Source organism: Pedobacter nutrimenti (genome assembly GCF_032678445.1).
Lineage (GTDB): Bacteria > Bacteroidota > Bacteroidia > Sphingobacteriales > Sphingobacteriaceae > Pedobacter > Pedobacter nutrimenti_A.
Genome location: NZ_JAVTSQ010000002.1, coordinates 33480 through 49952, shown reverse-complemented (window position 1 = coordinate 49952; position 16473 = coordinate 33480). Strand labels below are relative to the sequence as shown.

Here is a 16473-nt window from a genome sequence, read left to right as displayed (position 1 = left end):
TTTGCCTTTAATGTCTGATCAGGTTGTCTTCAAGTTCTTCCAGGGTTTGGCCTTTGGTTTCCTTTACCCTTTTTTTGATGAACAGGAAGCCCAGGAAACAAATGACTGCATACAAATAGAAGGGACCATAGGCGCCTAGTTTTTCGGCCAGTATTGGAAAAGTAAATACCAGGATGAAATATGCCCCCCAGAGCGAAACAATGGCTACCGATGAAGCTACACCACGAATTTTATTGGGAAAGATCTCAGAGATTAATACCCAGGTTACTGGCGCCAGGGAAATGGCATACATACTGATGGCCAGCAATACGAAAATGGAGACCATTCCGGCAGGGTAATGATTTTGAAGAAGAAAGGCCAGTATAATATAGACCACAGACAAACCCAGCGAGCCAAAAAGCATCAAAGGCCTGCGGCCAAGTTTATCGACCTGCCACATGGCCAATAGGGTAAACAGGAGGTTAACCGCACCAATGGCAATGGTTTCAAAAAGCTGACGGTTTAAATCAGCGCCTACAGATTCGAATATCGTAGAGGTATAATTGAAGACCACATTGATTCCGCAGAATTGTTGAAATATGGCGAGAATAACCCCGACCACTACGGCCGGACGTACACTTTTCTCAAACACGTCTTTGTAATTTTGTTTTTTAGGACTGCCTTCCAGTGATTTATGAATGGCAGTTAAGGTGGTTTCTACAAAAGAGGTCGAACCAATTTTATTTAGAACCTGTTTGGCCTTTTCCTGCTGGCCATCTTTCAATAACCATCTTGGGCTTTCAGGCAACCAGATTACACCCACAAGAAAAATGGTAGAAGGAATAGCCCCGAGACCGAACATCCATCTCCAGGCATCAGGCCCGGTATCGGCCAGGGAATAATTGACCATATTGGTTACTAATATTCCAATCACTACCGTTAACTGATTGATCGCGACATTTCTTCCTCTAACTTTTGCAGGAGAAACTTCTGCGATGTACATAGGACATAACATGGAGGCCATGCCCACTCCAATCCCCGCGATAAACCTCATTACGATAAAGAAGGATAAGCCAAAGGACAAGGCAATTCCAACAGAGGATACTGCAAATATCACTGCGGCAAGCATCAAACCCGGCCTTCTTCCATATTTGTCGGCAAGTTTACCCGCGATCAGGCAACCCACAATACAACCAAGGGCAAGAGAACCTGTCAGAAATCCTTCCCATAAGGAATCGAGCATAAATTGGGGCCGCAAAAAGGGGAGGGCGCCAGAGATTACTGCAAAATCAAATCCGAACAGATATCCACCAAGTGCAGATATGAAGGAGATGCCAATAATATACCGGCTGTTAAATGTGATGGATTTTTCGCTCATATGGGTTGGTCTTGGGTGTCAAATTTGAGATGAATATATTGTTTATACTGTTCTCCTGGTTGAAGTATGGTGGAGGGAAAATGTTGATGGTTGGGGCTATCCGGGGAAAACTGGCATTCCAGGCACAAGCCATCAAAAGGTTTATAGGAATGTTCCAGGTAATCACCGGTATAGAGCATGAGCCCCGGATAGGAAGTACTTATTTCCATCCGGCGGCCAGAACCAGCATGTGATAATACCGCTACTGTACTGTCTTGTCTGGAATGGTCAAACACATAAAAGGTATTGAAACCCCTCAACTTGGCATCAACCAGGCAATCTCCAACCGTTTGGCCATTGAAGGTTACAGGACCTGAGGGAATGATCTGACCCGTTGGAATATAATCTGCTGTACTTTCTAAAACGGCCTTCGAGGCAATTTTTAACTGGTGGTCAAATATTCCGGATGCTTCATTGTTTAAATTGAAATACGCATGATTGGTGAAATTGACAAAGGTCTTTTGATCTGTTTCTGCAGTATAATGAATCTGGATCTGGTTGTCTTCAGAAAAAGAGTAAGCCACACCGAAGTTCAAATTGCCAGGATAACCGCCCTCGCCATCCGGACTGGTTAAATGCAAATGAAGTTCATCATTCTGGATACTAAAATCGAATACCCTGCAGTGGAATCCGTGTGCCCCGCTGTGGTTTGTATTTTCGCCATCATTCTTTTCCAGATTAAAGACCTTTCCATCGATATCAAAACGCGCATTTGCAATGCGGTTGGCAAAGCGTCCTATCGTAGAACCGATGTAAGAATGATCTTCCAGATAAGCCTCGAAACTGTCAAAACCCAAAATGACGTTCCCAAGCTTGCCGGAAGCATCGGGAACTACAATGGAAACCAGTGTGGCCCCATAATTAGTAATTTCAACGAAGGCGCCATTTGGGTTCTGTATTTTAAAAAGAAAAACATCCTTTCCGATATGGTTTCCCCAGTGTTTATACGTGATTTTATTGTTGACCATCATTTCTGTTCATGCCTGGATACTTGGTTAATGTAAACCTATCTCAAAACCAGCTCAAAAAAAATAGCCGTTTTTATGAAGATGATGGATTTTATTCTGATTCTTATAAGTTTGTGTTATGAAAGCAAATGATTTTAGGAAAAGGGAGGGATTTAATGGTCAGAAGCTTATTGTGCTTCCCAAAAAGATTATCAATGACTTTTTAAACAATGATGCCATTACCAGGCAACTGCACATTACAGATATCGGCTATTATCCAAAAGCCCGGTTTCACTATGCGGAGCGCAATGCAGGTATAGGGCAACACATCCTTATTTATTGCCTGGAAGGTTATGGCTGGGTGGAAATAAATAAAAAAAGAATAGAAATAGGACCATCTGAATTTGTAGTGATCCCTAAAAACTCTTCTCACAGGTACGGGGCAAGCGAGCATAAACCATGGACAATTTATTGGATTCACTTCAAAGGTGAGCTGGCAGCATATATCGTTGAACTCATTTTAAAAAATGTAGCTAATTTTCAGCCCAAACTGGCTTATAACGAAGAGCGGATTGCGTTGTTTGATGATATTTATCATACGCTTGAAATGGGATACAGCAGTGATGCCTTGCGTTATGTCAGTATGACTTTTTCCCATTTTTTATCTTCTTTGATGTACGAAAGGAAATTCATTAGCCCCGATCATAAAGCTGAAGAGGATATTGTGGAGTGCAGTGTGGGGTTTATGAAAGAGAGGATCCAGACTTCTGTTACGCTATCTGAGCTTGCAGAGTTTTCGAGACTATCGGTTTCTCATTTTTCTTCGATATTTAAGACTAAAACGGGTTACTCGCCCATAGAGTATTTTAATCATTTAAAGATCCAGCATGCCTGTCAGTATTTGTCATTTACAGATATGTCTGTGAAACAAGTAGCCATCACGCTGGGCATTCATGATCCTTATTATTTTACCAGAATGTTTACCCGCTTGATGGGGGTGTCGCCGACGGCTTACAGGAAGAAACAAGACTTAGTACAAGAAACCAAATAACCATAGAGGAATTTTATTTCCCCAGCCATACTCCAGATCATCGGAAACCACAAATGCACTTTCGTGACCTTTTATTTGCTCACTTGATTTGTTCTTTCCCCCAATTTCAAAAAGATACTTGTCATTTACTAAAAAATCACCATCTTTTGGATAAGTGACAATTGCTCCGGAATTTTCAACCTGAGAGAGGAAAAATGTTTCCCTTACATTGCCGATATCAGGTTTTCCTTCCGCCAGAGCAGCAATCAGGCTGGTATTATGTAAGAAGATTTTTTCTGGTTTATTCATTAGGCTTATGCCGTGGGAAGATGCACGGAGGTTGTGGATGAGCTGTGACTGTTCTAAAATATGTAACATTTCTAACAGCCTGCTTCTTGAAGTATCTACTTGTTCGGCCAGTTTAGAGATATTCGGTTTAAAGGGAACAGAGGTAGAAATGATATAAAGTAGTTTTTTGAGTTTGGCTAAGGTGGATACCTCTATTGCTTTTGCTTCAGGCAAGTCATAATCTATGATTACATTGATTAACTGATTAATTCTCATGAAATAGTCATTCTCACCCTCGATAAAGAAAGGATATGCTCCATAAGAAAAGTACTCCTTAATATATTTTAATGGAGATTTAAGTTCCTTTTGTATTTGACCTGCAATTGCGCTGTGGCCATCAATAATGGCTTCAAGACTATATAAAGGTAAGTCCATCGCGTATTTCAACGAAAGAAACTCTCTGAATGAAAGCTCTGGTAAATGATAATGGAGCATTCGTCGGCTTAGATCTGCCCTGGATTGTTGCAAGGCAAGAATTGAAGATCCGGACACAACTAATTTCATTTCGGGTAAAAAATCATAAATATTTTTTACGGCAGTTTGCCAATCTTCATATTTATGTACCTCGTCTAGAAACAGATATCGCCCGCCGAGTTCGTAAAATTTTTCTGCGACTTCTACCAGGTTATTTTTTCTGAAGTATAAGTCATCCAGAGATACGTATAAAGTTTGATCTAGAGGTAAATTCATCTTTATATGTTGAAGCATCATTGTAGATTTACCTGTGCCCCGGGCTCCTTCTATGCAAATTCCTCTTGCATCCCAATTAATCTTATAGCTTAAACCTCTTCTAAATGGAGTAGAATGGTTATTAATCAGACGTCTAAATTTGTTTATTAATGATTCCATCGTATCGTCAAAGGTACAAAAATATAAACAAAGTGTTTCTTCTGTGATACGTTTTTGTTTGATGATATGATTTCATAAATTAGGGATAATTTAATTAACGCTTATGAACCTGATCGCAACAAATAAAATAGCCAGTTATATAGAAAAACACCCTGAAGCCCGGATACCCTTGTTAGCCTGGCTCAAAGAATTTCCATACCAGCAAGGGAGAAGGGACTCTCTTGACCATGAGGGAAAGCCCCTTAGTGGGAGCGGAAATGGTTGGTTTGGAATTGGAACTGGAGCGTATTCGGGTAAATGTATTCTAAATTATGATACAATAACGGAAATAATTACATGGGTAGGAAATGAAGCGGAACTTAAAATAGAGACGGATCGTGAGATCAAGGAGAGCTTAAAAAAATATCCGAATGCTGTAACCAGAACTGCTTCTACCACGGTGACGGTAACTGCGCCTTCGCCAGCGCCCTACACGGATCCGGAAATGGAATCATTTACCTTTACGACTATAGAAGGCGGAATTTCAACAGTGAGGGAAAAAAAACGAGATCCTGTTGCTATTTATGCGGTGCCTGCATTGTCTGAAGGAGAAGGTTTTCAGAGCGAAGAAGAGTATGAAGAAGCATTGTCGAGGGCATTAGAGATTTTTGTAGCAGAACCCGATACGCCTGAATTTGAGGAGTTGTTGACTTTACTTCCGTTGATCAGGGAATTTGAAAATCATAAACTGAAGTTTCCTGTGCTCCATAATTTTGAAATCGTTAAAGATAGATTGGAAATGTATACGATGAAACCTACAGATTTACCTGCTATAGATGGGGGTGAAGAGCAGATGAACCTGTTTCTTTCTGGTCAACTGGAACTATCTGACGAAATTGTTGCCCAGATGTTTAAAGTTCTTTTTATCCGGATTCCGATTGGTGATAAGAGGTTTTCCTTATGAAGTAACTATATAGAGCTATTAGAATCTTCTTTCTTTATAGGCTCGGTACGAACTTCTAATAAATCTTTTGGTAAACCCACCCGGTTTAAAGTTTCGAAAGCTCCTTCAGCCTTTTTTACAAAGTAAGGGTCATTGCCACGGTCTTTAACCTCGGAGCTAACCTGTCCTTTATAATTTCCTAAATAGATTTTAGCTGCTTTGTTTTTCATTGATTGAAGTAGAATCGTTCGGATGATGTTTTCCACTTAAACTCTTTCCTTGGTAAAAAGAATCCCTTGATACAATTTGGATTTCTGACGCATATTTGGATATGATTTTTATCTTTAAATCCTGCTCCAGGGTAAAGTTCATTGCCTTCGACAAAGACACCTCTAGCAGAATCAAATGCAGCTAACTTATTCATTGTTCTCATGCAGTGTAAGTTTTCAATAACTGCGCAGTCTAGGTTTCTAATTAGTAAATCTTTGGTCCTTGTAGCGGAAAGATTAACAGGAAGTGTCATATCTGCTGCTTTCGCAGATAAACTTAGGTTTTTATAGGATGATTTAACCCATTCTAGATATTCTTTCGCGAGTAAATCCAGACAATACTGGAGGTCAATAACCGCACCTAATACGGCTGGCTTTTCATAGCGTTTTTTGCCTGGGGGATTTTCTGCGAAGTCAAGGGCTCTTTCGAAATTATTTTCCCAAAAATAGAAACCTTTTCCAAGCCAATCATGAGTGTTTTCACTAGGTTTCATTGATGCTTTTCCTGAAATGATATCATTCCTTACCGATTCTTCACAGCCGTGAAAACCAATAACCAAACCTGGCCTTAATGAATACATGTTTTAGTTATTCTGCGGAAAAGTCCCTTTGACTTAATTTTGATTTCTTTGCTACAAGAAGTTTATAAATGCCTAATTGCATTAATAATGCTTTTGCTGCTTCTTTAGAAGATGTAATCTCTTTACGCTGTTTTGCAAGCGCATCGGTCATAGCTTTATTCTCCTTTGATCTCATATTCAAACAAATTTACATAAATAAAATTAGCTTACTCTAGTAAGCATTTATTACAAAGTTATATCTTTGGTTTTGTATAATCAAAAGAAATAAATAAAAAATCATAGGAAATATTTTATTGTTTTAGTTTTTATTGTGCGCTGATTAATGGATGTTTGAAGCCCTATTATCAGTTCCTGTTTACTTTGTGATGAGATTTTAATCAGATAGTATTACTTTATGATGAAATTTTAATCAAAAAGTAACCCTGAACTGGTTCGTTATGAATTGGAAATGTTTTGGTTTTATTTGAGAGTGGGCTAAAGGGCTTTAATCAACAACCGAGCTTTTCTCGGTTGTTACTTTAATAACTTAGTGAATATATAGCGTGTAACATACCGGGGTAATGCTGCGTCATATGGGCGGGTATAGATTTAGTTAATGCTTGTTTATAGTCAGAACTGTTTTATATTCAGAACTTATTTAAATCCTGGTCAAATGAAGAAAGGTTTCCGTTTTTTTGTCGCTTTTTGCCTTATTACGCTTTGTTTCGTTTCTGTTGCTCATGCGCAGGATACTGTGCTAAATGCGGGCCCCAAGGGTAAGCTGGATTCTTTGCATTCGACTATACTGAATCAGGAGCGGATGATACAGGTGTTTTTGCCTGCGGATTATAAGCCAGGTAGTGCGGATAAGTATGATGTTCTGTATGTGCTGGACGGGGGCAACTGGAATACCGGTTTGGTCAAAAACGTGCAGAAGTTTGTGGAAGGTGAGGGTTTTATGCCGTCAACGATTATTGTGAGTGTGATGGGGATAGACCGGAACAAGGAACTAACGCCTACGCATATGGACAGCTGGAAAGGCTCTGGAGACGGGGATAAGTTCTTGGGCTTTATCAAAAATGAGCTGATTCCTTATGTGAATAAAAATTATCCTTCCAATGGGGATAATACGCTTTGGGGTCATTCTCTGAGCGCGATGTTTGTGGTTTATACGCTGTTAAACGAACCCGATCTTTTTAAATCTTATATCGCGGTTGATCCCAGCATGTGGTGGGACAATTCTTATGTCGCTAAAATGGCGGTGAACAAACTGCCTGCGTTGTCCGATCAGAACAGGACGCTTTTTATCGCTGGACGGCAAGATGCGCTTAGAGATATGAGAATCGATACGCTGGAAACGATTTTGAAAAAGGCAGCACCTGCAAGCCTTAAATGGAAACTGAATGTATATACGGATGAAACCCATAGTTCTGTGCGGATGAAAAGCAGCTATGATGGTTTGAGGTTTACTTATCAGGGGCTGACCAATAATATCCAGATCCATCCGATGAGTGGTATTGTGCTGAAAAATAAACCCTTTCCTATTATATTTTTAGGCGATACGAACCAGGTGCATTATACGATTGACGGAACGGTTCCTACCTTGTCCTCGCCAAAATCTCATTTTGAAATTAAGGTAACCGGACCTGCAGCAGTGACCTATAAGTCCTTTGGCAACAGGAGCCGGTATGATCAGCTCACTAAAGGCATTTTTACGACAGAAAAGATGCGTGCAGCCAGTCCCAATCCGGGTAATTTGCAACAAGGAGGTTTTAACTATGCGTATTATGAAGGCAATTGGGAGAAGATGCCTGATCTGAAAAACTTAAAACCGGTAAAAACAGGAATTACAGATAAAAATTTTGATCCTGAAAAGTTGCCTCGTAAAAACAATTATGCCTTAGTTATTGATGGGGTGTTCGAAAGTAAGGAAGAAGGCTATTACCTGTTTTTCTTCGCGGCAGACACGGGTTCAAAGCTTTATATCGATCATAAGCTGATGCTTACCTGGGATGAAGGTTCTACCCGGAAGGGTTACTCTTGTATATTGCCGATGTCAAAGGGATTTTATCCATTCCGGATAGAATATTTTCATAAAAACCCGGATTCTAAGTTGAACTGTACTTATATGGCGCCAAGCGCGATGACGACGAAGAATGTGGTCCAGATTCCGGTTGAACAACAGTACGGAAAAAAGCCTTAAGTATAAAGTGGCCCCAAAATTAGCTGAATTCTGGGGCCACTGCAATTAGAAGGCGCCTAGTTCTGCAAGGGATGCAAATTGCAATCCATCATAGGCAGACTTAGCAATGATTTTAAAATAACGTACGGTTTTAGTGCTTGTGAAGTTAAAGTATTGAGGACCATTGGAGTTTGCGGCAACAAAATTACCTTCGGAGGTAAAAGTTGTTCCATTGGTGCTCGTCAGGATTTCAAAGTCTTTAACCGCTCTCTGTAAACCGCTTCTTTGCGTTAAACTGATTCCTTGTAAAGTCTTTTGAGCCGCCATGTCAATAACGATTTCATGAGGGTAGGAGGCCGCTGTTCCAGACCAGCGGGAGTGCCAGTAGGTAGATGGATTGTCATCAATTACGGCATTCGCCCTGCCATTGATTGGTCCTTCGCCCGAGGTTTCCTCCGAGCTGAATGAAGCAACCAACCAACCCAATTTGCTCAATTCATTTCTGCTGGAAAAGCTGAGCACCGGAATATTATTGACAAATGCATAGTCATAGGAACTCTGGCTGATTGTTCCATTTTCATGAACCAGGCGGACCCTTAATTCATAGGGATTGCCATCTTTGTACTTAAATTCACTCACGGGCATTTCTACATAAAAGCTGTCTGTTCCTATGGTCTTAGACTCCCAGGTTACCGCATTGTAATCGTGGTTTACGCCTCTTCCTTCGTTGTTTACGTCAGGATCATTATAGTACAAAATGCTGTTCACTTTGGTATCCGTTTTAAAACGCCCTGAAAGCACAATGGCCTGTTTAGAAGAAGAATATTGGGCGTGTATCTTCGTTATGCCAGCGCTTACAGTTCCATAATAGGTTTTACTGTCGTTATTAAAAATCTGATTTGCATTTAAAGTGGCTGCATCAGCTGCGGTTAAAAAAGTAGGAGACTTACCTAAGGTTCCATTTCCAGCCCACATGAGTGCCATCCCTTTATTTGGATCGTTATTTTCAGAAACCTTCTGGCAATTGTGCGGCAAATTCAATCCATGTCCAAGTTCGTGCACCATTCCACCAAACCAAACGCTAAAGCGATTTCCCAGAGCGTCTGTTTTACCCAAATTGGCAACGTCCATTTCTTCATAATCCAGTGCGTAACACCAGGTGCCCGTACCAAAAAAGGGACCACCACTTGGGTTGCCATCAGATTTAATCAGGTAACGGGGCAAAATAATTAAGAAGTGGTCGCTGGTTTTATCCTCCGGATGCGCAGAAAAATAACTATTGACTTCGCTCTTCACATTATTCGCACCTGTATCGTAAGAGTAATCCGCTTTGCCTTTGGTACCATAAATCGTAATGATTTTGACGTTTGTTCTGTTGGCATCCACATACATTCCAAAAGTTTTGTTGGAATAACCATTCAAGTTCATTTGATTTTTATACCAGTCCTGGGTCCAGATCATCAATGCACTTAAGCGGCTTTGATAATTGGCAACCGGGCTTACATCATTTGGTACAAAATACACGAGGTTCAGGTTCCTGGCTTTATCCGATGTAAATGTACCGGGCGTTGGCCCTGAAACTGAGGGACCCGTGGCCGTGCTTTCGGCCTTAACTGCATTGGGAGCAGACTGAACAATTTCCTTCTTACAAGCGGAAACCGCCAGACTGCTCATCAATAATAAACTAACAATTTTCTTCATAGGTATTTGCTTAGTATTTATAGACGTTCACTTCGGCCAGGTGGGTAGATTTTGCAGCAGCGGTTTTTGCCTCCAGCATGGTAATTCTGATGTACCTGTAGGATGCCGGGCTGATCGGATAGCGCTGAAATGTTTTTACAACAGGGTCCATGGTCAGATTCTTTCCTAAAGATACCCAATTGCTGTTATCGGTGCTGCCCTCCAGATCAAACCGGATAAAACCATTGCTGTTGTTTTGTCTCGGTGCAAGATCAATCCGGGTAACAAAATTCTCCTTTTTCATGTCAATGATCAGCCAATGTGGATAAGGAGGTTCAGAACCCGACCACATGGAATGCCAGTAAGTGCTGATGTCGCCATCAACTGCCGCTCCGGCCCTGCCATTTACCGCACCTTCACCTGTTAACTCCTCCGTATCGGCGGTAGCCGTCCAGCCGGTTTTTGAAGCCAGGGTTTCAGTAAGTTTGGGTGCCACAATTAAAACTGTTTTTACTGTTGGATTAATGGCATAACCAGAAGCATTTTTGATGCTGATGGGCAGCAGATAATCTTTAGCGGAATCAAATTTTCTGGAGAAATATTTTAAGGTTACAAAATTAGAAGACACGTCTCCTTGAGGGATACTTACATTTAAATTGTCCAGCGTGTAAGCATCGGCGGGGAATTTTTCGTATAAAGCCAATCCGTTGTTTTGCCGGATCACATTCAAACTGTCAAAAGCACGGTTGTCTACTTCAAAAGTTACATTTATAGCGTTGGCGGGTAAGCCTAAGGCACCGTATTGTGCGTTAAATTTAAATGTTCTGGCATCATCTGAGTAAGGGAAGATGTTCAAATTCTGCAAACCTGTATTTGCTCTGGCAACAAAAATCGCTGCATTTAATTTTGAATCTGTTTCTTCTGAATAGGAAGTCTTCTTTTTACAAGCCGAGAAGGCTAAAAGGAATGCCGGCCAAATTAAAAAGCTGTTCTTTATATTTTTAATATACATGGAGTTTTATATTAAAGGGTTAGTATCCAGGAAATTGAACGAGTTGTTTGTTTCTGTCCATCTCGTTCTGTCCGTAAGGAAGGAAATAGAATTTACGCTGCCATGCGGCTCTGGTAAAGGCGACAGTACGCACATGGAAATTTGGATCGGATAAACTGGTACCTGCATCCATATTCATCCCATAAAAAGCCCCGCCTTGATTTGATCCGGGTTGATTTGGGATCTTCCAGCGGCGAACGTCATAAAATCTGTGTGAGCCTTCGTAACACAATTCTATCCTTCTTTCTAACCTGATTTGCGTACGTAGATCCGATTGTCCTAGATCGCTGGTTAGGGCAGGTAAACCGGCCCTGCTCCGCACTAAATTCAAGTATTTCAATACATCCGGATGTCCAGGATCACTCTCATTTAAGGCCTCGGCATAGTTTAAGTACAATTCTGCCAGCCTGATCAACATTGCCGGTCTTGAAACTGTAACCGAAGGGCTCATGCTAAAAGTTGGATGGATGTTTTTTCTGGCGGTGTAACCTGTTTTCGGCCAGTCGCGGGGTGCACCAGCTTTGCCCGATGTTCCTGAATTAAAGAACTCCACTCTGGCATTATTCGCGCCGGTTTTTGCTATCCCTGGGTTTACGGCTCCATTAAAAGTCACATCGGCATAAAAACGGGGCTCGCGGTTGGTGTACATCGTATTGGTACCTGCTACATAATAATCGGTGGCTGAAGAAGTGTAGGTGTTTTCTTTATACGCTGCGCTCGAATTGATATTTGATCCATCGGCCATGCGGAAATCATCCACCAGGCTTTGTACAACACCAAGTCCGTTATAAGCAGTTCCCTGGGTAGAGCGTGGGCTTGCTGAAGATTCCCAGGAGCCTGAGATGGCAGTAGAAGATCTCAGCCATATACCTTCTGCTTTCCAGCCATTCCAGAATAAATCTCTGCAGGATAAGAATGCGGCTTTAAAGGCATTGGCATCAGTGGCTTTGTACAAGGATTTTCCATTGGCTTCGGCTAGATCAATAGCTGCTTTGGAGGCATCGGCTGCATTTTTCCATCTTGCCGCATTGTACGTTTGATTGAAGAGTTGTTTGCCATCCAGGTTTCTAAAGTCGGATAGTTCTGTATTTCCGTTAAATAAAGGACTGGCATGGTACAATAAGATCTGGGATCTTACCGCACCTACAATGATCTTATTGATGCGGCCTGCTTTGGTCACGTCCAGATCGGTCGTACTTCCGGTGATGTAATTGTTGAGCGGTAAATTACTCTCTGCTTCCGTAATCTGAGCCAAAACAAAAGCTACGCATTCGTCCCAGGAGCTTCTTGGAATTTGAAAATTATCACCGGGAGTGGCTGATTTTAGAGGTGAAATGACCACAGGGCCTACTTGTTTCATAAGCAACCAGTAATAATAGGCTCTTAAAAACTGTGCTTCGCCTTTATATTGTTTGATCAGGTCAGTACCATTTACCAATGCTTTTATCTCTTCATTGTGGTCCACGTTTTCTAAGAAAATGGTGCAAAGCCTTATTTTTTCATAATACGCATTTTGACCGGAAGGATTCGCGTCCGCATTGATCGCACCACTGTTTAAAGCGGGGTTGGTCCAGTTGCTGGCATCCATTTCATCACAGGTAATTGCGCTGGTATAATTATAAGGCATATCCCAGGGATCCGGAATGGATGCATATAAACCGGTTAACCATTTTTCTGTTTGTGCCCTGTTTTGAAATACCCCGTCAACGGTAACCAGGTTATCAGGAACTGAATCAAAGAACCCTTTTTTACAACTGGTTGGAAGCAGGAGCACCAGGCATAATGCAGTCAGTACCGTTAGTTTTATCTTAATCGTTTTCATGGTTTCTTACTATTGAAAATTAACACGTAGACCTAAATTGTAAGTGGTGATGTTCGGATAGGTAGCACCCCGGCCATCGCCAAGTTCCGGATCCCAGAACTTCCACTTCGAAAATGTAAGCAGATTGGTTCCGTTCGTGAAAATCCTGATTTTCTTAATGGCTGCTTTCTTCATCCATTCTCCTTTGAGCGTATAACCAAGCTCCGCACTTTTCAAACGAAGATAATCGGCTCTCTGGATCCACCAGGTGCTGGTATAGTAATTTGTAGTGGCATCCTGATTGGTTGATAAACGTGGATAAAAAGGTCGTGGATTTGGATTGTCGGGTGTCCATCTGTCCAGTATCTGAGTATACATGTTGCCATAGCTGGAGCCTTGAGAGAATGGAGTGGTACCAAAACCACTTGCATAATTGAAATCAACTAAGGCTGCTCCCTGGAAAAATAAGGCAATATCGAATCCCTTAAAACCGCCGCCAAAGTTTAATCCGTAAATAATGCGTGGTGTAGCGCCATAACCAATAGCGGTTTGGTCATTACTGTTGATGATGCCGTCGCCATTTAAGTCTTTATAGCGGATGTCTCCCACTCTGACATCGCCAGATTGTACCGCGGCGTTATCAATCTCTTCCTGACTTTTGAATAAACCCATGGCGATATATCCAAATCTTTGGCTGATGGGCTGTCCGATACGGTTTAGATAATCGTATCTCCAGGGCGGCTGACCATCATAAAGCGCAAGGTTTTTATTGTAATTAAAGGTTCCTCTAAAACTGAAAAAGCTCTCGTTTCTAAAGTTCTTGGTATAATTCAAGGTCAGATCGATCCCCTTGTTGTTCGTTTTACCGATGTTGTTATAAGGGATATTGCCAAGGGTAAAACCGGAGTTATAAGGGATAACATAATTCGGCAGCAATATGCCTTCACGTCTTTCTTTGAACAGCTCTACGATTAATTGCAGGTCGTTCTTTAAAAAGTTCAATTCTATACCCAGGTTGTTGCGGTAAGAACTTTCCCATTTAACATCTCCGCCGATACGCGATTCGTTATAGCCAGTTCCGTTTTGTATGGAGCCTGGTTCGCCAAAAGAATAGGATCCTGAAGAACCTAAGGTGGTGAGGTAAAGGAATCTGAAATTGGCATTGTTCACTGCCGCATTTCCGGATGCACCGTAACTGTAGCGGAGTTTAAAATAAGAAACCACATCTTTAAGCGGCTCAAACCATTTCTCATTAGATACAATCCAGCCTGCACCTATGGCCGGGAAAAAACCATATCTTCTGCTGGGAATAAAGGCATCGGAACCCGAATAAGAGGCACTTACCTCGGCAAAGTATCTGTCTTTATAGCCATAACTTACCCGGCCGTTAAAATTTCGCTGACGGTAAGGAATGGCGGCTTTATATCCGTAATTTTCAACATTTGCTGTGGCATCGGTATAATTTGACTGGTTAAATAATAACAATCCGCCAATATCGTGATCGCCAAATTTATTAGAGTAGTTTAAGGAACTTTCTGTATAAAACCTTTTATCGCCATATCGGGATGTGCCGAAAGCCAGATCGTTTGTGCCTGGTGTGGTAATTTGAGTAATTAAATTTCCGTTGGCATCGCGTCCGGTTGCCCAATAGGTTTGCAATACGCGGGCACGGGTATAATTGATGTAATTGTTTAAATCAAAAGCAAACATGGTGGAAAAGTTTAAGCCTTTTACGATCATGCTTAAATCTTGCGTAGCTTTTATGTTGGAACGGATCGTACTGGTCGAGTTATTGGTGATACCCGATTGGGTAAGTGCCATGTAAGGACTAAATAAAGTACCCGCCAGCTGCGGCCATTGTCCGTTGGAATAACGCGCAGGTATCACGTGTGGAGCTGATGCGGTTGCGAGCGCAAAAATTTCGTCAGTGCCGTAATTGGGCTGGTTCCTGGTGCCTACATAGCCGTTAATTCCCAAAGCCAGTTTGGTGGTTTTGGTTACATTGACATCCACATTACTGGTAAAATTGAACCTGTCGTAGGATAATTTGGCATCGTAGCTCTGGATATCATCTGTTTTAAATAAACCGGTTTCTCCAAAATACCCTACAGAAATGTAATAGGTAGAACTCTCGGAACCGCCGTTCACGTTTAGTGTTGCCCGTTTATTCTGTCCATATTTATTAAATAAGACATCGTACCAGTTTACATTAGGGTATAAATCCGGATCGACTCCACTTGCTGTTTTATCGATCTGTGTCTGGGTGTACAAAGGGGTTCTACCACGCATGGTTAAGCCTTCATTATACAGCTGCATAAAATTGGGCCCATCAATGAATTTAGGCAGGTCTGTAAATTTATTGATGGCCTGGTTCAGTTCAGCGTTAATTTGAGGTTTACCGGATTTACCCTTTTTCGTGTTGATGATGATGACACCATTGGCACCACGGGTACCGTAAATGGCTGTGGAGGCCGCGTCTTTTAAGATCGTAAAACTTTCCACATCTTCCGGATCGATGTTGTTGATGCTCCTGTCTGGTACACCGTCTACCACTAAAAGTGGGGCTTGTGGGCTGGAAGCAAATGTTCCAATACCCCGGATAAAAATAGATGTTGCATCGGCTCCCGGAGCGCCACTTCTGGTATAGGCCACCACACCTGCCATACGGCCGGCAATGGCGGAGGAAAGATCCCGGACAGGAAGTTTTAATTCCTCAGGCTTTATGGTGACCTGCGCACCAACGAGGCTGGTTTTCTTCTGTTTTCCATAGGCAACAATCGCAATTTCCTGTAAACTTCCATCTTCAGGTTCTAAGGTAATATTGATGTCAACCTTGTTTCTTACGGGAACGGATTGTTTTTTGTAACCAATAAAAGAAAATTCTAAATTGTCGGTCGGTTCTACATCAATAGAATATTTACCATTATCGTTGGTTGAAGTTGTTTTGCTGGTACCGGCCACGTGTACCGATACGCCCGGTATTGGTTTTGAAAGCTCATCTTTCACCGTACCGGAAACTTTATAGAATCTTTTTTCTTTTTCCTGAACAGGTTTTACCGTTTCTTTTTTTGAAATCATAAATTGATTTGCAGAAACTTTTTTGAATTCGTAATTCGATTTTGATAAAAAGTTCCTGATGGCCGTTTCGATCTGGTCTTTTGGCGTGTTCAATAGGGCTGCATCGATCTGCAGGCTGTTTACTTCAGGCTGGTTACTCACCACATTCATCTGATATTTATTGAACAGCACCTCTACTGCATCTTTAAAGTTTAAACGTGCAGGGTGATTTTTTTTCGCCGGGGCAGTCTGGTGCGCATAGTTGCCGTCTGCCAATGCCGGCATTTTCTGGAATGTAGTACCTGCATAGCTATTGTTTAGCCATAGGGATACCATTCCTATTACTAAGAGTAAAGGTCTTATCTTCATTTAGTTGGTTTT

Annotated in this window: 13 protein-coding genes; 3 read left to right on the top strand and 10 right to left on the bottom strand. The window is 41.6% G+C overall.

All coding sequences use genetic code 11. From position 1 onward, the window contains the following. Positions 1–7 precede the first annotated feature (7 nt). Positions 8–1357 carry a sugar porter family MFS transporter gene (locus R2S08_RS02930; protein WP_316833797.1) on the bottom strand — a complete coding sequence of 450 codons (1350 nt, stop codon included), beginning with the start codon at positions 1355–1357 and terminating at the stop codon, positions 8–10. Continuing rightward, on the bottom strand, positions 1354–2367 hold the full coding sequence (locus R2S08_RS02925; protein ID WP_316833796.1) for an aldose epimerase family protein: 1014 nt from the start codon (positions 2365–2367) through the stop codon (positions 1354–1356). Before R2S08_RS02925 ends, R2S08_RS02930 begins: the two co-directional genes overlap by 4 nt. Positions 2368–2482: 115 nt before the next feature. Between R2S08_RS02925 and R2S08_RS02920 the strand changes: the two genes are divergently transcribed. Further along, positions 2483–3394, top strand: coding sequence for an AraC family transcriptional regulator (locus R2S08_RS02920; protein ID WP_316833795.1), 912 nt, complete (start codon positions 2483–2485; stop codon positions 3392–3394). Here the strand turns inward: R2S08_RS02920 and R2S08_RS02915 are convergent. Continuing rightward, the gene (locus R2S08_RS02915; protein ID WP_316833794.1) at positions 3374–4570 is read right to left on the bottom strand and encodes an ATP-binding protein; all 1197 of its coding nucleotides are present in this window, start codon (positions 4568–4570) and stop codon (positions 3374–3376) included. The two genes, R2S08_RS02920 and R2S08_RS02915, sit on opposite strands and share 21 nt — an antisense overlap. A gap of 103 nt (positions 4571–4673) precedes the next feature. On the opposite strand from R2S08_RS02915, the gene R2S08_RS02910 reads away from it, so the two are divergent. After that, on the top strand, positions 4674–5513 hold the full coding sequence (locus R2S08_RS02910) for a hypothetical protein (protein ID WP_316833793.1): 840 nt from the start codon (positions 4674–4676) through the stop codon (positions 5511–5513). A gap of 5 nt (positions 5514–5518) precedes the next feature. Here the strand turns inward: R2S08_RS02910 and R2S08_RS02905 are convergent, their stop codons facing one another. The 3 genes from R2S08_RS02905 to R2S08_RS02895 are packed head-to-tail and all read right to left on the bottom strand — an operon-like array spanning position 5519 to position 6517. Next, positions 5519–5722 (bottom strand): hypothetical protein, encoded by a 204-nt coding sequence (locus R2S08_RS02905; RefSeq protein ID WP_316833792.1) that lies wholly within the window; start codon positions 5720–5722, stop codon positions 5519–5521. Further along, the gene (locus tag R2S08_RS02900) at positions 5719–6342 is read right to left on the bottom strand and encodes a hypothetical protein (protein WP_316833791.1); all 624 of its coding nucleotides are present in this window, start codon (positions 6340–6342) and stop codon (positions 5719–5721) included. The genes R2S08_RS02905 and R2S08_RS02900 overlap by 4 nt, the downstream gene beginning before the upstream one ends. Before the next feature lie 7 nt (positions 6343–6349). After that, positions 6350–6517, bottom strand: a complete 168-nt coding sequence (locus R2S08_RS02895; RefSeq protein ID WP_316833790.1) for a hypothetical protein — start codon at positions 6515–6517, stop codon at positions 6350–6352. A gap of 477 nt (positions 6518–6994) precedes the next feature. Between R2S08_RS02895 and R2S08_RS02890 the strand changes: the two genes are divergently transcribed. Then, positions 6995–8524 carry an alpha/beta hydrolase-fold protein gene (locus R2S08_RS02890; protein ID WP_316833789.1) on the top strand — a complete coding sequence of 510 codons (1530 nt, stop codon included), beginning with the start codon at positions 6995–6997 and terminating at the stop codon, positions 8522–8524. Between the two features lie 45 nt (positions 8525–8569). On the opposite strand, the gene R2S08_RS02885 is transcribed toward R2S08_RS02890, so the two are convergent. From R2S08_RS02885 to R2S08_RS02870, 4 genes are read right to left on the bottom strand one after another with little or no spacing between them, the layout of a single operon-like run. Continuing rightward, positions 8570–10204 (bottom strand): discoidin domain-containing protein, encoded by a 1635-nt coding sequence (locus R2S08_RS02885; RefSeq protein ID WP_316833788.1) that lies wholly within the window; start codon positions 10202–10204, stop codon positions 8570–8572. A gap of 10 nt (positions 10205–10214) precedes the next feature. Beyond that, positions 10215–11195, bottom strand: a complete 981-nt coding sequence (locus R2S08_RS02880) for a discoidin domain-containing protein (protein WP_316833787.1) — start codon at positions 11193–11195, stop codon at positions 10215–10217. Between the two features lie 19 nt (positions 11196–11214). After that, the gene (locus R2S08_RS02875; protein WP_316833786.1) at positions 11215–13056 is read right to left on the bottom strand and encodes a RagB/SusD family nutrient uptake outer membrane protein; all 1842 of its coding nucleotides are present in this window, start codon (positions 13054–13056) and stop codon (positions 11215–11217) included. Positions 13057–13065: 9 nt separating this feature from the next. Continuing rightward, on the bottom strand, positions 13066–16461 hold the full coding sequence (locus tag R2S08_RS02870) for a TonB-dependent receptor (RefSeq protein ID WP_316833785.1): 3396 nt from the start codon (positions 16459–16461) through the stop codon (positions 13066–13068). Positions 16462–16473 lie beyond the last annotated feature (12 nt).